17 protein-coding genes and 1 riboswitch are annotated in these 20,268 nt (G+C 26.7%); all 17 genes read right to left on the bottom strand.

Annotated features, from left to right (window positions below):
• Window positions 1–12: 12 nt before the first annotated feature.
• Complete coding sequence (cbiE, locus tag J2S18_RS11460) at window positions 13–615, bottom strand: precorrin-6y C5,15-methyltransferase (decarboxylating) subunit CbiE (protein ID WP_307487039.1); 603 nt, start codon at window positions 613–615, stop codon at window positions 13–15.
• On the bottom strand, window positions 612–1,706 hold the full coding sequence (cbiD, locus tag J2S18_RS11455) for a cobalt-precorrin-5B (C(1))-methyltransferase CbiD (protein ID WP_307487038.1): 1,095 nt from the start codon (window positions 1,704–1,706) through the stop codon (window positions 612–614). Before cbiD ends, cbiE begins: the two co-directional genes overlap by 4 nt.
• Before the next feature lie 8 nt (window positions 1,707–1,714).
• The gene (locus J2S18_RS11450; protein WP_307487036.1) at window positions 1,715–2,338 is read right to left on the bottom strand and encodes a precorrin-8X methylmutase; all 624 of its coding nucleotides are present in this window, start codon (window positions 2,336–2,338) and stop codon (window positions 1,715–1,717) included.
• A gap of 49 nt (window positions 2,339–2,387) precedes the next feature.
• Window positions 2,388–3,695, bottom strand: coding sequence for a cobyrinic acid a,c-diamide synthase CobB (locus tag J2S18_RS11445; RefSeq protein WP_307487035.1), 1,308 nt, complete (start codon window positions 3,693–3,695; stop codon window positions 2,388–2,390).
• A 19-nt stretch (window positions 3,696–3,714) separates the two neighbouring features.
• Window positions 3,715–4,548 (bottom strand): sirohydrochlorin cobaltochelatase, encoded by an 834-nt coding sequence (locus tag J2S18_RS11440; RefSeq protein ID WP_307487034.1) that lies wholly within the window; start codon window positions 4,546–4,548, stop codon window positions 3,715–3,717.
• Between the two features lie 142 nt (window positions 4,549–4,690).
• Window positions 4,691–4,877: riboswitch (cobalamin riboswitch) on the bottom strand.
• A gap of 77 nt (window positions 4,878–4,954) precedes the next feature.
• Complete coding sequence (gene tdc, locus J2S18_RS11435) at window positions 4,955–6,853, bottom strand: tyrosine decarboxylase (RefSeq protein WP_307487032.1); 1,899 nt, start codon at window positions 6,851–6,853, stop codon at window positions 4,955–4,957.
• A complete protein-coding gene (gene tyrP, locus J2S18_RS11430) occupies window positions 6,837–8,273 on the bottom strand; it encodes a tyrosine-tyramine antiporter (RefSeq protein ID WP_307487030.1) in 1,437 nt (478 codons plus the stop codon). Before tyrP ends, tdc begins: the two co-directional genes overlap by 17 nt.
• Before the next feature lie 156 nt (window positions 8,274–8,429).
• Window positions 8,430–8,609 carry a hypothetical protein gene (locus tag J2S18_RS11425; RefSeq protein ID WP_307487029.1) on the bottom strand — a complete coding sequence of 60 codons (180 nt, stop codon included), beginning with the start codon at window positions 8,607–8,609 and terminating at the stop codon, window positions 8,430–8,432.
• Between the two features lie 200 nt (window positions 8,610–8,809).
• The gene (locus tag J2S18_RS11420) at window positions 8,810–13,165 is read right to left on the bottom strand and encodes a S8 family serine peptidase (RefSeq protein WP_307487028.1); all 4,356 of its coding nucleotides are present in this window, start codon (window positions 13,163–13,165) and stop codon (window positions 8,810–8,812) included.
• A gap of 494 nt (window positions 13,166–13,659) precedes the next feature.
• A complete protein-coding gene (locus J2S18_RS11415) occupies window positions 13,660–14,604 on the bottom strand; it encodes a TRM11 family SAM-dependent methyltransferase (protein WP_307487026.1) in 945 nt (314 codons plus the stop codon).
• 21 nt (window positions 14,605–14,625) lie between these two features.
• The gene (locus tag J2S18_RS11410; RefSeq protein ID WP_307487025.1) at window positions 14,626–15,309 is read right to left on the bottom strand and encodes a pseudouridine synthase; all 684 of its coding nucleotides are present in this window, start codon (window positions 15,307–15,309) and stop codon (window positions 14,626–14,628) included.
• A 132-nt stretch (window positions 15,310–15,441) separates the two neighbouring features.
• A complete protein-coding gene (gene gloA, locus J2S18_RS11405; protein ID WP_307487023.1) occupies window positions 15,442–15,822 on the bottom strand; it encodes a lactoylglutathione lyase in 381 nt (126 codons plus the stop codon).
• A 121-nt stretch (window positions 15,823–15,943) separates the two neighbouring features.
• On the bottom strand, window positions 15,944–16,552 hold the full coding sequence (locus tag J2S18_RS11400) for a manganese efflux pump MntP (RefSeq protein WP_307487021.1): 609 nt from the start codon (window positions 16,550–16,552) through the stop codon (window positions 15,944–15,946).
• Window positions 16,553–16,973: 421 nt separating this feature from the next.
• Window positions 16,974–17,429: an arginine repressor gene (locus J2S18_RS11395; RefSeq protein WP_307487019.1), complete on the bottom strand. Its 456-nt coding sequence runs from the start codon at window positions 17,427–17,429 to the stop codon at window positions 16,974–16,976.
• 110 nt (window positions 17,430–17,539) lie between these two features.
• Window positions 17,540–18,484, bottom strand: coding sequence for a carbamate kinase (gene arcC / locus J2S18_RS11390; RefSeq protein ID WP_307487018.1), 945 nt, complete (start codon window positions 18,482–18,484; stop codon window positions 17,540–17,542).
• Between the two features lie 177 nt (window positions 18,485–18,661).
• The gene (gene arcD / locus J2S18_RS11385; RefSeq protein WP_307487016.1) at window positions 18,662–20,104 is read right to left on the bottom strand and encodes an arginine-ornithine antiporter; all 1,443 of its coding nucleotides are present in this window, start codon (window positions 20,102–20,104) and stop codon (window positions 18,662–18,664) included.
• A gap of 72 nt (window positions 20,105–20,176) precedes the next feature.
• Window positions 20,177–20,268: hypothetical protein (locus J2S18_RS11380; protein ID WP_307487159.1), on the bottom strand; the 92-nt coding region annotated here is incomplete at its 5' end.

The following is a 20,268-nucleotide window of genomic DNA, read 5'->3' as shown; positions in this document are numbered from 1 at the left end:
TTTTCTCCTTTATTAAAGTTTTTCAATTATTACAACTGATAAACTATCATAATTTTCTAATCTTAAAACCTTTGGATCTCCTACAGTTATTTTTTCATCATCATAGGATAAATTTTCTCCTATTGTAACCTTTGCCTTAATATTATTTTCACATAATATTTCACATAATCTACTTGGATTGTTTATTTTATCTGTAAGCCAAATAGATATATTATTTTCTTTTACCTTAATTAAAAATCCCTCTTCCCTTCCATGAAGACTTCCTAAATAGGCATTACTCCACATAACTCCTACTTTACTAGTTAAATATTGAAAGGAACTAATTCCGGGTATTATTTCTATAGGATTTTTTATTTTATTCTTTAAATAATTTGTTATTCCATAAAATGTTGGATCTCCTGATGCTATTACTGAAATATTTAAATTTTTATTTTCTTCTATTTTATTTAATATTTCTTTTAAAGACTTTACTATTATTTTTTCTTTTTTTATAAAATCTATAGAAGAAATAGCTCTATCAAAGCCTATAATCTTATGACTTTTATTTAATATTTCTTTAGCCTTTGGAAGAATATATTCATAATTCCCAGGTCCAATACCAACTATATAAATCATATATTATCCTCCTTTAATGAGCTCCATAATAATTTTGGATTAGAAGGATCGTAATACATTACAACATCACAATTTATTTCATTGTAAGTATATAATTCTAATCTCTCTTTTATTTTAATTCCTATATTTTCATATAAATTATTAAAGCCTTTTCCTAATAATTTAACAGCACCCTCTGAAGTTTTTTGGTTTAAAACTTCCTTTACAAGGGAAATATCATATCCAAGTAGTGCAAGTTCTAAAGCTATAACTTCAAGTCTTACATCACTTACTCTACTATGGGTATTAAAACAGCCATAGGCTACCTTACTAATTTTCCCTATATGTCCTACTAAAATTATATCTTTTATTTTTAAACTAGCACAGCACTCTAGTGCATAACCTACGTAATTTGAAATAATTACTGTTTCATTTTCTTTAAATCCAAGTTCTTTGCATAACCTTTCTCCCATATTTCCAAAAGTTAATACAAGTCTTTTATTATTTAAAGCCTTTTGATTTATTTCTAGTTTAACTGATGCTTTTAAGGCATCCTCTGACATTGGATATACAATTCCTGTAGTTCCAAGAATAGATATTCCACCTACTATTCCAAGTCTTGGATTAAAGGTTTTTTTAGCAACCTCTTCACCCTTTGGTACTGAAATTGTTATTTCAACACCTTTATTTTCTGGCAATACACTTAATACTTCTCTTTTTATACATTCTCTTGGAACTTTATTTATTGCAGGTTCTCCCTTAGGAATAAAAAGTCCATCTTTTGTTATAATTCCAACACCTTTGCCACCCTTTAATGAATATCCTTTTTCAATAATTTTAGCTTCAGCCCATATATCTATTCCAGTAGTTGCATCAATATCATCTCCGCCATCTTTAATTATTGAACAAGCTACGAAATCTTTTCCTCTTTTTATTTCATTTATTTCTAAATTGAGTTTTATTCCCTTTGGAGTATCAATTTTAACTGACTCAATTGTTTCATTATTAAATAGCATAAATGTTGCTGCTTTAGCTGCAGCTGCTGCACAGGAACCTGTTGTATAACCGCATCTTAACTTTTTCCCATCGCTTTCAACATATAAATCAAGCATATTTATTACTACCTTTCATAAAGCATGTACATAAGAGCATTAACAATTGCAGTTGCAACAGTACTTCCACCTTTTCTTCCTTTAACTCTTATATAAGGAATCTTTAAAGAATCTAATCCTTCCTTACTTTCAGCAGCTCCAACAAATCCAACTGGAACAGCAATTATAAGCTTTGGATTTGCTTCTCCACTTTCTATAAGTTCTCTTAATTTAAAAAGAGCTGTTGGTGCATTTCCAAAAACAAATATATCAACACCTTCTTTGCATGCCTTCTCAACTCCTGCCATTGAACGTGTTATTCCTCTTTCCTTTGCTAGAGTATGTACTTCATCTAAATTAACATAGCAAATTGCATCAGAATTTAATGCCTTTAAGGCTCTTTTATTTATTCCTGATAAAATCATATTAGTATCAGTATAAAGCTTTCCTCCATTTTTAAATACTTCCTTTGCCTTATCTATAGCACCTTCACTTATTTCTAATAAATTTTTATATTCAAAATCAGCAGTTGTATGTATAACTCTCTTTACTATAAGAAGTTCTTCCTCTGTAAAATTATGTTCTCCAAGTTCACTTCCTATAATTTCAAAACTTCTTTTTTCTATTCCCATAGGGTTCTTTATATAATCCATATTAAATTTAGAGAGAACTTAACTATTCTCTCTAAAATTCACCTACCTTTTAATAATTTTTATATCCTATAACTTCTTTAAAAAATTCAATATTTCCTAAAAAATTAACATGAGGATAGCCAGCTATAACATTATTTTTTTTATAACCACAGCTCCACTCACTTTTATTACCTAAATAATTTTCTTTTTCTACCTTATATACTTTATTTTCTTCTAAGTTAACTTTGGATTTGTGAAATTCGTGACAATTAATGCTATAACAAGCCTCTTCATTACATAATGTTACCTTTGCATAACCAAACCTTTGAAGCCTTTTTGTCATTTCACTATTTCCTTTAAAAAAGCCTACCATATCATAACCTTCAATATTTTCTGTTAGATACATAAGACCTCCACACTCTCCAAAACATCCCATTCCATTATCTAAAGCAGTTTTTATACTTTTTCTCATAGATTCATTTTTAGAAAGTTCCTCTTTAAATATTTCAGGATAGCCTCCTCCAAAATATAAAAAGTCTAAATTCTTCGGTAATTCTTTATCCTTTAATGGACTAAAATAAGTAATCTCTCCTACTTCTTTTAAAAGTTCTAAATTTTCCTCATAATAAAAACTAAAAGCTTTATCTTTAGCAACGCCTATTTTAATCCCTTTGTTTTTAAGATTATAATTCATTCCTTTAGCTTTATATTCTTTAAATTCATCTATTAATCCATTTAAATTTATATTTTCCTCTAAAAGCTTACTTGCATAATTTATTTTTTCTCTTAAATTATCAACTTCAACGCTTTGAACTAATCCAAGATGTCTACTTTTTAGATTTAAGTTTTCATCCTTTGGAATAAATCCAAAAACTTTTAAATTACAATTTTTCTCTATGGCAGCCTTTAATAAAGTATAATAACTTTCACTTATTGAATTTAATACTACACCTACAATGTTTGCCTTTTTAAAATTAATTAAACCATTTAATTCAGCACATAAAGTAACGCTTTGAGCACCTGGAGTAATTACTAAAAGAATTGGCATATCATTAAGCTCTTTAGATACATGATAAGTTGATCCAAAGGTATCAATGCCTTTTCCATCATATAATCCCATAACTCCTTCAATTACTCCAAGGTCTCCTTTTCCTTTGGAGTAGGTATGTTCTACTCCATCATTTCCCATTAAAAATATATCTAAATTTCTTGATGGCTTTCCTGTTATAAACTTATGAAAAGCTCCATCTATATAATCTGGTCCTACTTTAAATCCTTGAACATCAAAACCCTTTTTAATTAAAGAATTCATTAAAGCTAATGTAAAAGTTGTCTTTCCTCCACCACTTCTATTTGAAGCAATAATTAAAGATTTCATGTAAATCCTCCTTATATACTTATTTAGCTATTTTTCTAGTTTCACCTAAACCTAAGTAAGTATCATTAATCATATCCTCTACATGATCTAAATATATTTTTCTAAATTCTTCCTTTTCTCCTAGTCCATGTATATATGCCTTAACTTCTATTCCATTACTTTCTAATATTGACTTCCATGAATCCTCTTCATCTGAAGCCATATCATTTTTAACATGATCCCCTGCAACAACCATTAATGGAACTAATCTTATCTTTTTTATATTTTTCTTTTCAATTCTCTTTAAAACACTATCTAATGTTGGATAACCTTCTACTGTTCCAACAAAAGCTCTCTCATAGCCTTCATCATAAAGCATTGCTTGAAGTGCACCATATACTGCATTAGAGTAATGACAACTTCCATGTCCAAATAAGATTACTCCTTCATCTTCATTACATTCTAATAATTCACTTATACTATCTATAAATATTGAATAATCATTTGGAAGTTCTCCCTCTCCTTGATAGAAAAATATAGGTCTTCCAAACTTCATAACATTAAATTGCTTTTCAAATTTAATTACATTACCTTTAACATAATCATATTCTTCTCCTGGTATTATGTGAAGTGGTTGAACTAAAACTTCATCATAACCTGACTCTTTTAATTTATGTAAAACCTTCTCTGGAGTATCAATCTCTATATTATGTACTCTTTTTAACTTATTTATTATCATATGAGATGTAAAGGCTCTAAAAATATCATAATCTTTAAAATTTTCCTTTATTTCTAATTCAATTTTTTCAATAGAATTTTCTAGTGCATCTAAATGACTTGTCCCGAAACTTACTACTAATATTGCTTTTTTCATATTTCACCTCTAAAAATTAACTAAATTTTAGGAAATCATAAAAAGGCACTCTTATTACTAGGAATAAAAGTGCCTTATATAACACAAGATAAAAATTTTAAAACTTTCATCAAATATTTATCTATTTTACTTCCCTCCGAAGAATAGCTAATAACTATAGGCAGGTTTCCTGACTTAAGGGTCATCCTAATTTAATCCTTCCCAAATATTTATATTTAGTGGTTATTTTAAATTAGTAACCTTTTACAGTAGCGGGGGCTGTAATGGAATTTCACCATTTTCCCTTTTAAAATAATTAAAATTTATTCACCTACAATTAAAATATTTAATTTTACTATTTCTCATTGGTTAATTATATATTATAATTCTTTTTTATTCAATAAATATATTTTATAAGATTTTTCCTTTAAAATTCTTTGCTTTTAAGAATATTTTCAAGTTTTTCAACTATTGCTTTATCCATTTTTTTCATATATTCATCAAATACCTTTTCACAATTTAAAAATGGTGATAGCACACAAGCTCTTAATATAGTTACCTTTTTAACTTTATCCCATTCTTCTTTTGGAATACTACAGCCTTCAACAAAATTAAGTGGAGAATCCCCATAATCTTCAAAGGTAAAATCAGTGTGAGAAGTTAAAAAATCATTTACATATAATTGTTCTTTAACATAGGAAGCTTCTTCATAAAAATCATGATTTAAATCATTCATTAATTTTAAATCTTTATTTCCTCTAATGTTAAAGGCAAAGTCAACCATATTAAAATCTGGTAAAACTAAAGGATATATATCTACTATTTTATCTCCAATATTATAGGATTTTTGTTTTTTTATTTTTTCATATAATTTATAGGCTCCTTCATTTCCAGCTCCAATAAGTTTTCCATAGCCAGTTATATTAAGGGGTAAAACTTTATGTGCAGTCCAAACAGAAGCTGCTGTTGCACCTGCCTTTGAACCTTCAAGCATAAAAGCTCCAAGAAGGGATGGAATATCTGCTCCCTTTTCAAATACATAAGTTGCAAAATAGGATATAGAATCTCTCATTCTCTTATCCTTTATTATTATTCCTCCTGCTGAATATGGTATATATCCCATTTTATGTGGATCTATTGTAATAGTATCTGCTTTTTCCATTGCTTTAAAGGCATTATAAACATCCTTTGATGGCCATGGTGTATTATTATCTAATATAGCTCCATGTTCTAACATTTTATTATGTAATTTATCCTCTTCAATAAAAGAATAATCTTCATCTAAAAATATAGATCTAGCATAACCACCATAGGCAGCATCTACATGTATGTAAAAATTTATTCCATTCTTTGAAAACTCATCTCTTATTTCAGAAATTTTATCAATATGGTCAACTGCTCCCTCTTCTGTTGAACCTACAACTCCTACAACTCCAAGTATTGGAATGTTATTTTTTGTAAATTCATCTATAGTTTTTCTAAGTTCATCCATATCCATTCTATAATTGTTATCAACCTTTACTGGAACAACTGATTCAACTCCAAGGCCTAAAATATCTGCTGCCTTAAGCCATGAATAATGTTTAGTTTGAGGTATTAACCACTTTCCAAGTTTTCTTATTTTATCTCCCATACCTCTAGCTGAATGTTCTTTTATTTCATCTAACTTATCTCCTGCCTTATCCATTAAATCAAGTATTTCACAAACACTTAAATTTAAAAGTTCCCATTCTGATTTTCCTTCCACAAGTTCTGGAGTAACTTCTTTCATTGCAATAGGAATAGATTTAATATTTCTTGCATACCATAATCCTTCATAGTTTGCTATGGAACCATCAGCACATATATGTCCCCATCCATTTTTATTAAATCCAACAAGAGTACAAAAATCTTCTCCAACATCCTCTTCCATTTGTGATGTTGCAGGTGAAGATTCATAGGCAACATTATTTCCGTTATATAACATTGCTGCAAAATAACCAAGTAATGCTGGCATTAAAGTTTCTGAATTCATATGTCCTAAAAATCTTGGTGAATGCCAAGGAACAGAACCAGCTCTAAGTTTAGAAGAAAGATCAATTAAAACTTCCTTCATTCTATCCTTACTAACTATGAAGCTTTCCTTACGCTCATCTGATACTTTTATTATAGTATCATCTTCTGGATGATAATTTTTTCTCCACTCTGCATGATCATTAAATAATCTTAAAAGACTTTCCTCGAAAATATCTTCATTTTCTGATTTAGGCCCTAAGAACATAGCTTTTAAATTAATATCTTCATTATTGTAAGTGTTATCAGTTCCTTTTTTAATGTCCTTTTCCATCTCTTACTCTCTCCTTTTCAGTCTTTTTCCATGAATCCTTTTTAAATGCAAATATAATTAATGGTGAAATAAAACATATTAAAGTTCCTATTACTTGGAAGGAAATATACATTACATCCCCTGACTTTGGAATAGAACTTGGTGGTATAAGACTTACAGCAATTGTGATAACTACTCCAACTAATGCTAATATACAAGTAACCCACATTCCAAATTTCCCACCTGGAATAGTAAAGGCTCTAGGTACATCTGGTTTTTTATATTTTAAAATAATTTCTGCAAGAATTATAAAAATATAAACTACACTATATAAAATAGTTGTTAATATAAGAACCATAAAGAAACTATTATTAACATCTGGAACTACCACATATAAAATAGCTACTAATGATACAACTATTGCTTGAATCAAAACAAAAGCAATTGGCACATCACGCCTTGTTCTCTTTTGAAATATTGGTGGAAGATTTCCCTCCTCTGCAACTTTAATCATAGCCTTTGAAGGTCCAAGAACCCATGCACTTAATTGTGCAAGTACTCCTAATGCTATCATTGCTGCTATAATATTTGTAAGCCATGGAACTCCAAGTTCATTAAAGTATAATTGGAAAGGCTGAGTTATATTTGATAATTCTATCTTATCTGATGGTATTGCATTTGCTTCTGTAAGTCCTGCAATAAGGTTAAATACAATAAGAAGTCCCATTGAAACAAATACTGATATTGGATAATTTCTTCTTGGATTTTCTATATTATTTGCATGAACTGAAGCAATTTCAAGTCCAGAAAATATAAATATTATTCCTGCAAAAAATGATAATTTATCAAAAGAACCTAAACTAGGTATTGCACTTTGCATATTTAGTGGACCTAAATATACATTTCCATGTTTCATTGTCCACCATATTCCAAGTAAAACTAATGCTATAAAAGGAATATAAATACCAACTACAGCTCCTATACTTCCAACAACCTTACCCATATCAAATCTAAAATTTAATATAGTAACAAGCCAGTAAGAAACTAAAATTATTATGAATATAAATATATTATTTTGTGCAAGACTTGGCTTTCCAATGGCATAAGCTAGCATTACTCCAACTGTTGAACTAACCATAACCATACCAAAAAATAATTGAACCCATAAAAGCCATGCAGTTACAAAAGCCCACTTTTCCCCTAAGGCTTCCTTAACCCATACTTGGGCACCACCTTCCTTTGGCCATCCTGTTGCAAGTTCAGCTGATATTAAAGAAATAGGTATTGCAAAAAGTACTGCAGCACCTATCATAAAAAATATTTGTTGCCAACCAACAATAGCTAATGTGGGAACACTTCTAACACTTCCATAAAAAGCAATGCTTATTCCTATAAGCTGAAATAAAGTAAGCTTTTTATTTCTATTTTCTAAATCTCCCATTTTCTTCTTCACATCCTTTTTATTTTCTTTTGTTAGCTAAGCCTATTATGTGCTACATTTAATTCTTTAATACAATATAATAATTTCCTCTTATAGAAGATAATATTAATTTATAAAAATAAAAAAGGGCAACATTTCTATTACCCATTTTTCAAATTATATAATTCTACCTATTCTATCCAAAGCTTCTCTAATTCTTTTAACTTCAATAACTGTTAATTTAGTAATCTTGCTAATTAAATTATCATCCATACCCATTTTTATTGCTGTTTTTGTAGCTTCTACTACCTCTTCTTCATTATTTTCAAATGGTGATTTATCTATATTTTGCCTCATAATAAAACCCTCCTAATTTTATATTATTCTCTATAAAACTAATTTTTAATGTATAATATTTTAAAGTAATTTTTATTAAATAGTATTTACTATATTATTATGATTTATTATTTTTTAAGGTTCTAATAAAGAGATTAAATTATCCATTTTAAAATCCATAAAAAAATAGGCAGTATTTTATTACTGCCTATTTAATAGTATTAAAAATCTTCTAAAGAATTAAAGTCTATAAATACCATTTCAGTTATTTTTATTCTTATTGTTCCTGTAAACTTATTATTTTTGCTATTCCAATTTAAATTAATATATTTTTCATCTTCTCCATTTAAATTTTCTATTTCACCATCTTTAGTTATTTTTAATTTTCCCTCTTCAAATTTAGGATTTTTTGAATCTATATTTATAAATTCTCCCTTTTCATCCTTAATAGGATTTTCACTTTCCATTCCAAAAGGTTCAAATTCTACTTTTTGATCCTTTGCTGTTACATCTAAATCTTTTATATCTTTAAATGCACTTAAATCTATAATTTTATTTTTTGATACATCAAGTTTTTTAAGATTTTTTATATTAGCTAAGCTATTTATATTACTTAAGTCATTATCTTTAATTATTAAATTTTCTAAATGGTCTATTTTTGATATAGAATCTATAGCTAGTCCATCTGTTTTTGTTATACTTAATGTTTTTAAAGATTTAATTCTTTTAAGTATTGAAAAATCTCTAACTCTTGTTTCCTTTAAATACAAGTTTTCTATGTTACTATGTTCTAATCCTTCAAGGCTAGATACAAACATAAGTGGTTTTTCTAAAGTTCCAAGAGATTTTATTTTATTTAAATCATTTCTATATATATTAGAATATTCTGGTTTATTAAGCTCCTTATTAATTGCTTTTCTTAAATTTCTGTCTTTAATATATATAACATTATTTTTTAATCCTTTTTCTATATAACTATTAGAGATTTTTATAGTTATATCTCCACTAATAGTATTTGATTTAAAATTAGTTTTATATGAATTTTCTCTTAAAACATCTTTCATGTATATTTTCCCATTTCTAAAGGATATGTTTTCAGTATCGTAAATTCTTATACTTCTATAGGATTTATTTCCTTCTGCACCCTTTATTGGATTTTCTAAAATATCTTTATCTGTTTCTATTATTATACTTTGATCAGCTAAATTATATTTTTTTACATTTCTATCTAAAATATTTCTAGCATCACTAATATTATTTTTTGATAAATCTAAATAATCTAATCCCTTTAAATCTCCTAAAGCACTTATATCCTTTAATCCATTATTTTGAAGGTTTAATTTCTTTAAATATTTTAAATTTTGTATTCCTTTTTCCTTATTAAAGAAACTACTATCTTTACTATTTTTTATTGATACTTCCTCTAAATTATTAAGATTATAAAGATATGAAAAATCATCTATATTAGAATCTTTAACATATAATTTCTTTAAGTTCTTAACATTTTCTAATCCTTCTAATGTTTTCACTCCATATACTAGTGAATTTTCATCTCCAATACTTTCAATAGTTTCTAAGTCTTTAAGAGTTATTTCTTTTACTTTTTTGCTTGGATGCTTTTTATTTAATTCATTTAAAATAGCCTTTCTTAAATTATAATCCTTTATATTATATTCAAAACTATCTTCAAACTTTTCTTTTTCTAAATCTATAACTGTTTTTTCTTCCTTATTAAAAGCCCAATCCTCTAGTACTATTTTTATTTTATTTTTATCTATATTTTCAGGAATTGTTATTTCATCACCAGAAACTTTTAAATTATTTTCTTTACCATTTTCATCAGTATAATATGCTTTTATACTTCTAATTCCAGAACCTTCATCATCATATTTTATTTTCAAAACATTATCCTTAAGTTTTGCATATTTAAATTCTGGTTTTTTAGTATCTAGTATTACTTCTGAATCATATACTTGTGCTTTATCTTTATTTTCTAGCTTTTTATCAAAAACATCAGGCTTTACTTTAATTTCAAAGTAATATTTTCCATCTTCAAGTTTTTTACCTTCATTAAATCCAAAACCTAAACCATTGCCTTCATTAGGTTCTGTATCTACATTTTTCCCTTTTCCATTCCATGATAATCCATATTTAGAGCTTACCTTACTCATTCCTCTTAAATTTCCAAAGAAGTTTTTCTTTCCCTTTATAGGTCCAAATATTGATCTTTTCTCTATGTTCGTAAATACTTTATTTGTTTTTTCTTTATCTGAATAAACATTAATTTCTAAATTTTTATAATTTCTTAAAGCTACAAAATTAACCTTTAATTCATCTGCTCTTCCATCTCCATTTGGTGATATTGCTATTTTTCTTTTGTCAAAAATTCTAGAATTATTACTATCATATTCACCTAATACAATATTTTTTCCATCAACTTTTCCACTAAAATGTGTAAAGTCATTTTCTTTATCTCCATAATATATAGGCTTATCATTATTACTAGTTTCATATATTGATTTTTCAATTACTGGAATATCACTCCAATTTCCTTTAAATCCAACAAAAGGTATACTTATTTTTGGAGTATTTAATGATTTATCCTTTAAAATTAAAAATCCTTCAACATAATATCCATTTGGCATTAATTCTTTTAGTTCTTTATCAAATTTAGATATATCTATTTTAATATTATGTTCTTTACTACTATTTTTGTTAACCTTTATTGATCCTTCTTTTCTTTTTATTAAATTTCTAGGATGTAAAGTCATTTTTCCATTCTTTACTTCATCTGTATTTACAACTAATTCAACGTCATAATTTATATCTTTATCATAATTATTTATAATCTTTGTATTTAATTCAAAAGTATTATCTTTTATTTCTTTTAAATTAATCTTTGATTCATCTGTTTTACTATTAACAATTATTGCCTTTCCTTTTAAAGCTTCATTAAGATTTAAAATACCAGCGCCTTGCTTTCTTGGTGATGAATAAGTTTTTGTTATGTTATCTATTTGAGGTGTTGCTGTACTCATTAATATATTTTTTATGTACTTTTGCTTATTTTCTCCTGAATATCTTTCTATTTCTTTAGAATCAGTTAATTTTTGATTTAATAAAGCTATAGCTCCTGTAATTTGTGGTGTAGACATACTAGTTCCATTTGCATAAGCATATCTATTATCATTTACTGGCCCTAATACATTTCCACCAGCTGCAGTAATTTCTGGCTTAAATCCAAATTGTGGTGAAAATCCCCATGAAGAAAATTCACTTAATTTTGAATTTCTTAAGTTTTCATTCTCTTTAGAATTTGACTCAAGTTTTAAATTAGAATTACCATTTTCCTTTTTAATTTCTATTCCAGCTTTATTATTTACCATAATAACAGGGATTATATCTTGTAAATTTTCAAGTTTTTCTAAATTATTTCCTGAAGATACTAAAATTATTCCTTTACCAAAATTATCAGAAACAATTTTTATTCTTTTATTTATTTCCTCTATTTTATTTTCTTTATTCTCTAAATCTCTTAAGTTTATTAATACAACTTTATCTTTATATAACTTTGAACCTTCCTTATATTCTTTATATTCAAAGTTTTTATCTCTTTCAAAAATATTTTTTGTACTTTGTTCTACATAATCAAAAGATTTATTTATATTTCTTTTATTAAACTTATCCTTCATAATAAGTTTTGGATTTTCCTTTTCCGTTGCTTCTCTAGCAGCTACTGAAAAAGCATATTTACTAACTGAAGGTGCTGAAATAACTCCATAATCTGGCGAATCTGCCTTAGGTGTTGATACACCCCATCCAAAATATCCATCATTTCCTGCTGCTATATTTACTACTATTCCTTTTTCAGAAGCTAATTTTAAAGCATTTTCTAATTTTTCTGGAATATCTGCTTCACTTCCTGCTTGAATACCTAAACTAATATTTATTGAATCTGCTGAAAGTTTTACTGCATCATTTATAGCCTCTGTAATTTTATCAAAACTTCCACCTTGATTATTTCCATCTGAAAACACCTTCATTAATAAAAGTTGAGCCTCTGGTGCAACTCCCTTAAATTCTTCACCATTTCCTGCTGCTACCCCTGCAACATGAGTTCCATGAGAATTTGAATCATTTATAACATTATTATCTGAATCTGAATAATCTCTAACAAAAGGTATTTTTTCATTTAAATATTGACCTTTTATACCTTCTGTCTTCATTTTATTTTCTATCTTTTCTTTAGTCCATTTTATTTTCGAATTATCAGTAAGATTAAAATCTTTATGATTTGTATCTACTCCAGCATCAATTATTGCAATAACTCTTCCCTGACCTTTATAACTACTTATTGATTCTTCAATAAAATTTTTATTAATTCTACTAATTGGATTTGAAGTTAAATCTAATTTAGGTGAACTAATATTATTTTTATTAATAGGAAAATTATTACCTTTAATATTAAATGTAGAAGCATTGCCTAAAACAGACGGCAGAGCAATAGTAGTAGCTAATAAAGCAAGTGTTACCTTACTTTTCTTGTTAACCTTTTTTATATCCTTTTTAATCTTCATATTTCCCCCTTATTTCAATAGTTTGACTTTTAAATTTTTTGATAGTCAAAATTTATCACAATTATTTTTTAATTTCAATTATTTTCTAATATTTTTAATGTTATATTAAGGTTTCTTTAAATATTTATTAACAAGGTGAAATTTTTACTTTATTTATTTAAATTATATTTTTTTAATCATTTCAAAATTTAAAAAGATAATTCTTATCAAATGATTATTTTTATCATTTATAAATTAAAAATTTCTCATTTTAATGTAAAGTTATTTTAATTATTTTCTTATAATATAAATTTAGAATTTAATAAGAGGTAATTTAAATGAAATTGAAAGATGATGGTTTTTTATAACTAAAGTATAGTAATAAAATTTTTAATATATATTATTAAAATACTATACATAAAAAAAAGCAAAATAATAATCCTATAAAGACATTAAAATGGTATTAAAAACAGACCATTTTTCTAATAGGTTTATCATTTTGCCTTTTTCTTTATTTATATACATACATTTATATATCTTTTAAAATTATTTTTACAAATAATTCCTTTGTCTATTATATTAAATCCTTCTCCTTCTATCATATCATCCATATTTTCAAAAGTGATTATTATAGCTTTTTTAGAAATTCTACGTGTAGTTTCAATTATTTTTCTTTGAAGTTCTGGAGTTGTCTTTGTAAAAAGACCATAAGGCATATCTAAAATTGCTACATCATATTGATCCTTTATATTATGCATATCACCTTTTACAATATTAACTTCATATCCTAAAGCTTCCATATTTCTTTTAGCATTAAAGGCTATTTGCTTATTAATTTCATATCCTATTATATTAACTCCCATAGATATTCCTTCAATAACAACAGTTCCAACTCCACAACAAGGATCTATAACCTTCTTATTTATATTTTCTCCTACTGCTATATTAACTAAAGCTCTAGCCACTTTTGTACTCAATGCATTAGAATAAGAAAATGGTTTCTTATTATGTTTTAGAAAAAGCAATTCATTTTTTTCATAAATTCCAAAAATCCACTTATCTTTTAACTTCATAATAGCTAAATTAACTTTAGGATTATGCATATCTGGAATTCCTTTTATAACTAGTCCTATCTCCCTCATGGAATTTAGTCTTTCTTTATAAGAAATATTATCATTTTCTAATGATTTAATATAACATACTTTAAAACCTTCAAGGGCTAACTTATCTTTAATTATATTTTCTATTATATTATTTAAAGATTCTTCAATATAAATAACCTTTATACATTCTTTAATAAATGGACTTCTTGAAGGATTAATGTATAAACTTGAAAAAAATTCTCTATCTTTTATTGCTTTTCCAAATAGATATTTCATTTCCATATTACATAAAGATTCATCACCTTTTTGATAATTTATTGCATAAAAATATTTTTTATTTTCTTTATTATAGTCCATTAAAATTATACCTCTAATTAATTATTTAGAATTTTTAAGTTCATTTACTTCGTCTTCTGTAAGATTACGAAATTCACCCTTTAAAATTCCATCAATATTTATATTCATAATTCTTATTCTTTTAAGATATTTAACCTCATATCCTAAAGCTTTACTCATTCTTCTGATTTGTTTATTAAGTCCTTGAGTTAAAATAATATTAAATGTATCTTCATTTATTCTTTTAACTTTACAAGGTCTTGTTTTTGTATTAAGTATTTCAACACCATTTGACATTTTTTCTATAAATTCATCATTAAAAGGCTTATCTACAGTTACTATATATTCTTTTTCATGATTATTTTCTGATTCTAAAATTTTATTTGCAAGTTCTCCATCATTTGTCATAATTATTAATCCCTGAGATTCCTTGTCCAGTCTTCCTACTGGGAAAATATATTCTTTATAATTCATAAAGTCTAATATATTGTCTTTTACATCCCTTGCTAAAGTTGTAGTTATTCCAGTTGGCTTGTTTAATGCAATATATATTTTATCCCTTTTCTTTAAAGGTTTATTATCTAAAAGTATATTATCTGATTCCTCAACCCATTGCCCTTTTGTTGCAAGTTCTCCATTTATAATTATTCTATTATCTTCTATAAATTTATTAGTTTCTTTTCTAGAACAAATTCCATAATTACTAAGTAATTTATTTATTCTCATTAAAATTTTTCCTTTCACTACTTTAAGATTTCTTAAATAGTGTAAAATATTTTATTTAAAGTTTCAATATAAAGTAATCATTCATAAAAAAAGACTGATATAAAAATATTTAATCAGCCTTTTTTATAAAATTTAATTTCTTATAACCTCTATTTTGTAGCCATCTGGATCAGTTACAAAATAATATTTAGGTTTTTCTCCTGGTAAGCCTTTAAGTTCAGTAACATCATATCCTAAAGCAATATGTTTATTTCTCATTTCTTCTAAATTATCTACACCAACAGCAATATGACTAAATCCATTTCCTATTTCATAAGGTTTTTCTGGATTATAGTTATAAGTTAGTTCAATTTCATATCCACCTATTTTATTTGATACATATACAAGAGTAAATTTATGTTCTAGAAATTCCTTTCTTCTTGTTTCTATAAACCCTAAGCCTTCCTTATAAAACTTCAAAGATTTTTCTAAATCCATTACTCTTATACATGTGTGTAACATTTTAGTTGACATTTTCTCCACTCCTTTATTTTTATTTTTATATTTATTATTTAAACTAATTTCTATACTTATAAATTTATCCTACACATATATTATATATTATAAAATTTCAAAATACTGTTAAATAAAAAATTTATCCTATATGTTCTAATAATATATTTATCCCAATAATTATTAAAATTACTCCTCCAACTATTTCTGCATATTTTTGAAGAATACATCCAAGCTTTTTTCCTACAAATACTGCTATTATACATAAAATAAAAGTTACTAAAGCAATAATACTAATTGATGGAATTATACTAATATTTAAAAATGCAAAACTTACTCCAACTGCTAATGCATCTATACTTGTTGCAATAGCTAATATAATTAAATTTTTAAAATTGAATTCTTTATTATCCTCTAAACTTTCAACACAAACTTCTTCCTTTACACTAACATTATTATTTAGACAACATTCCTTTTTGCTTTTAATTGATTCATAAATCATTTTACCTCCAATTGCTCCAAGAAGTATAAATGCAATCCAATGATCAAAAGATTCAATATATCCTCTAAACTCCCTTGCTGCCATCCAGCCTATTAATGGCATTAATCCTTGAAACACTCCAAAAAGTAATGCTATCTTTAAAGCATTTTTCCACATATTTTTTCTTAAAGTTATACCTTTAGCTAAGGCTACTGCAAAGGCATCCATAGATAATCCTATTGCAGTCATAAAAATTGATAATAAATTCATATAATTTCTCCTTCTTAATTATTTTAATAATAAAATCATTCCTTCCACTATAAGTTTTACTATATTTATAAACTTATCCAAAGATTTGACCTTATTATAATTTACTAAAGAATAAAAAAAGACTTATGCGCAGCACAAACTACGCATAAGTCTCGTTATTTAATATTAAGCCAGAACTTTAAAGTTCAATATGTTGACCTAATAACTCTTTACAATTTATGAGCTAACTACTCCCTTATACAAAAACTATATATTAAAATTACTATATGATAATAACAAACTTTTTTAATTTAATCAAACTTTAAATAAAAATAAAGAATATAATAAGAAAGCTCTTATTATATTCTTTATTTTTAGGATTGTAATTTTATTATGTTTTGGTATATATATATTCTTAAAAAAATAAGAATTAATAAAGTATTTAAAGTCTTAAATCATTTAATTCTTTAAATACGTGTTTTGCATATTCATTACTTCTACATAAAACTAATACGTTATTATTACTTGCAACTGTTCCAGCTATTCTCTTATCATCTAATCTATCAATTAATTCTCCTACAGCTGCAGCCATGCCATTCATGGTCTTTACTGATATAAAATAATCTTGTATAAAAATTCTTATAACTGCGTCTTTAAAAACATTTTGACATCTTTTCCCCACATCTTCTTGTGTTATTCTTATATATCTATATTGTTTATTTCCTGATGGTTTTCTAATTATATGCATTTCCCGCAAATCTCTTGATAATGTAGCTTGTGTAACATTTATTCCCCGCCGTCTTAACTTAAAAACAAGCTGGTCCTGTTTCTCTATATTCTCATTATTTATTATATTAAGAATCTCTTCCCGTCTTCTGTTTTTTAATATGTTTTCCATAATTCATTACTCCTTTTTATAAAATAATATTTAAGGTACTAAGCTTAAATCCTATATAAAATCATAGCTTAGTACCTTAAGCTACTTTTAGTGATATATTTTATTTATTACTATTTAACAATTTTAGTTCCTGATTTTCCAACTAAAGCATCATTAGCTCGGCTAAGGGATGCAATAATTGCAGCTCTATTTTCTCCTGACTTAACAAACTTCTTACAAGCTTCAACCTTTGGAAGCATACTTCCTGGAGCAAATTGTCCTTCTTCAATATATTTATCTACTTCTTCAAGATTTATTTCTTCTAATGCTTTTTGATTTGGTTTATTAAAGTTTACACAAACTCTATCAACAGCTGTAAGTATTAAAAGTACATCTGCATCTAAAATTTCTGCAAGTTTTTCAGCAGCAAAGTCTTTATCTATAACTGCTGGAACTCCAACTAAATCATTTCCTTCTTTTATTACTGGAATTCCACCGCCTCCGCAAGCTACTACTACAAAGCCATCTGAAACCATTTTTTCTATAATATTTTTTTCAACTATATCTAAAGGTTTTGGTGATGCAACAACTCTTCTATATCCACGTCCTGCATCTTCTTTCATTACATAGCCTTTATCTTTTTCAAGCTTTTCTGCTTCTTCCTTACTATAGAATGAACCTATTGGTTTAGTAGGATTTTTAAACCCATTATCATATTTATCTACAACTACTTGAGTTACCATAGTTCCAACTGATTTTTGAATATTTCTATTTTTTAATTCTTCTAAAATAGAATTTTGTAAATGGTAACCTATATATCCTTGTGAAAATGCTCCTACAACATCAAATGGGAATAATGTGTTATTATTGTCTGCTTGATATGCAGCTTCTAAACTTGCTAATATTTGACCAACTTGTGGTCCATTTCCATGTACTATTGAAACTTGATGTCCAGCTTCTATTAAATCAACTACTGATTTAGCTGTTTCTTTACAAGTTTTAAGTTGACCTTCTGCACTTTTATCTTTTGGATCTGCTTGAAGAGCATTTCCGCCTAATGCTAAAACTATTTTCATTTTTTGTCCTCCTTAATATTGTGTGTAAACTATTTTTTATTTAATATTTCCTAAATTATTTTATCTTTTGTTCATTTGAAATTTATCTTTTGTGTAGTATAATCTTCATCTTTTGTAAATCTATATTTTATCTTCTGTAAATTTACCCCTTATCTTTTGTATTATTTATATAAATTATTAAACCTCTATTAAGCCATTTACTAACATGTATATTGCTATAACTGCTGCAACTAATATGAATATAGCAAGCCATATATCTTTACTTGTAAATACTTTTTCATTAGGATTTTTTTCTTTTTTTGCTTTATAATAGAAAATAATTCCTATTGCATAAAGTATTGCACAAAGAAGCAAGTATCTCAATCCTGCTGCATATACAAGCCATATTGCATATATTGTTGCAATTGTTGAACATATCTTATCTTTAGTTCTTCCAGTAGGATTTACATCATAAGTTTCTCCTGAATATGAAAGCTTCATAGCATACATTGCACTTAGAAGATAAGGAACCATTATTGCTGTACTAGATACTGAATATAATGCTTGATAAGTTCCTTCTGATACTAAAGTTAAGATTAAAAATACTTCTACTAAAAGATTTGTTATTATTAATGATGCTATTGGTGCACTATTTTCATTTGATTTTGCAAAGACTTTAGGCAAAACGCCATCTTTAGCTGCAACAAATGGAATTTCTCCAGATAATAAAGTCCAGCCAAGTAATGATCCAAATAAAGAAATTATTAATCCTAAATTAATAAGTGCTGCACCCCATTTTCCAACTGCAAATTCTAAAACGTAAGCCATTGAAGGATTTTGCAAGTTTGCCAAATCTATTCTCTTCATAACACCAAGTGACATTAATGAAATTAACATATAAATGCATAATGTTCCTATTAATCCTATAACAGTTGCTTTACCAACATCACTTTGTTTCTTAGCTCTACCAGATACAACAACTGCACCTTCAATACCTATGAAACACCATAATGTTACAAGCATTGTATTTTTAGCTTGATCTATTACACTACCTAAATCAGGACTTCCCCAGAATTCAAATGTGAAATTATCAAAGTGGAATGCAAATATTACAGCTACTATAAATACAAAAATAGGTACTAATTTTGCTATAGTAGTTACTAAATTAACAAAGGCAGCTCCACTGACTCCTTTAAATATTAATAAAGCAAAAGCCCATACTAATATAGAAGCCCCTATAACTGAAGCTAAGTTGTTACCTTCTCCAAATATAGGAAAGAAATATCCAACTGCTCCAAATAATAATACTGCATAAGAAACATTTCCAATCCAAGCACTTAACCAATATCCCCATGCTGAATTGAAACCTATGTAATCACCAAAACCAGCTTTAGCATAGCTATATACACCACCGCTTAATTCTGGTTTTCTGTTTGCTAACATTTGATAAACAAAAGCAAGTACTATCATACCAATACCAGTTATAACCCAACCTAAAATAATTGCGCCAGTTCCTGCTCCTCTTGCCATGTCTGATGGTAAATTAAATGCTCCACCACCAATCATGGATCCAACAATTAATGCAGCCAAAGAAGCAAATCCAAGATTTCTTTCTTCACCAGTTGATTGTTGTTCTGACATAATACTCACTCCCTATTTAGTTTATTTGAAAAATATTAGTCGGCTATTTATGAATTAGCCGACTAATGTTAATTATTTTCCTGCAGTTGCAACCATTACGGCTTTAATAGTATGCATTCTATTTTCAGCTTCATCGAAAACTACTGAATTTTTACTTCTAAATA

The sequence above is a fragment of the Eubacterium multiforme genome (genome assembly GCF_030813415.1).
GTDB classification, from domain to species: domain Bacteria; phylum Bacillota; class Clostridia; order Clostridiales; family Clostridiaceae; genus Clostridium; species Clostridium multiforme.
This window is presented reverse-complemented; position numbering and strand designations above follow the sequence as displayed.

Bases quoted from the DNA above. Each gene is read 5' to 3' on its own strand.
- cbiE (WP_307487039.1), bottom strand. From the start codon at position 615: ATGATTTATATAGTTGGTATTGGACCTGGGAATTATGAATATATTCTT.
- J2S18_RS11440 (WP_307487034.1), bottom strand. From the start codon at position 4,548: ATGAAAAAAGCAATATTAGTAGTAAGTTTCGGGACAAGTCATTTAGAT.
- J2S18_RS11410 (WP_307487025.1), bottom strand. From the start codon at position 15,309: ATGAGAATAAATAAATTACTTAGTAATTATGGAATTTGTTCTAGAAAA.
- arcD (WP_307487016.1), bottom strand. From the start codon at position 20,104: ATGTCAGAACAACAATCAACTGGTGAAGAAAGAAATCTTGGATTTGCT.
- tyrP (WP_307487030.1), bottom strand. From the start codon at position 8,273: ATGGGAGATTTAGAAAATAGAAATAAAAAGCTTACTTTATTTCAGCTT.
- J2S18_RS11420 (WP_307487028.1), bottom strand. From the start codon at position 13,165: ATGAAGATTAAAAAGGATATAAAAAAGGTTAACAAGAAAAGTAAGGTA.
- J2S18_RS11425 (WP_307487029.1), bottom strand. From the start codon at position 8,609: ATGAGGCAAAATATAGATAAATCACCATTTGAAAATAATGAAGAAGAG.
- arcC (WP_307487018.1), bottom strand. From the start codon at position 18,484: ATGAAAATAGTTTTAGCATTAGGCGGAAATGCTCTTCAAGCAGATCCA.
- J2S18_RS11450 (WP_307487036.1), bottom strand. From the start codon at position 2,338: ATGGATTATATAAAGAACCCTATGGGAATAGAAAAAAGAAGTTTTGAA.
- J2S18_RS11445 (WP_307487035.1), bottom strand. From the start codon at position 3,695: ATGAAATCTTTAATTATTGCTTCAAATAGAAGTGGTGGAGGAAAGACA.
- tdc (WP_307487032.1), bottom strand. From the start codon at position 6,853: ATGGAAAAGGACATTAAAAAAGGAACTGATAACACTTACAATAATGAA.
- J2S18_RS11395 (WP_307487019.1), bottom strand. From the start codon at position 17,429: ATGGAAAACATATTAAAAAACAGAAGACGGGAAGAGATTCTTAATATA.
- J2S18_RS11400 (WP_307487021.1), bottom strand. From the start codon at position 16,552: ATGAATTTATTATCAATTTTTATGACTGCAATAGGATTATCTATGGAT.
- J2S18_RS11415 (WP_307487026.1), bottom strand. From the start codon at position 14,604: ATGGACTATAATAAAGAAAATAAAAAATATTTTTATGCAATAAATTAT.
- cbiD (WP_307487038.1), bottom strand. From the start codon at position 1,706: ATGCTTGATTTATATGTTGAAAGCGATGGGAAAAAGTTAAGATGCGGT.
- gloA (WP_307487023.1), bottom strand. From the start codon at position 15,822: ATGTCAACTAAAATGTTACACACATGTATAAGAGTAATGGATTTAGAA.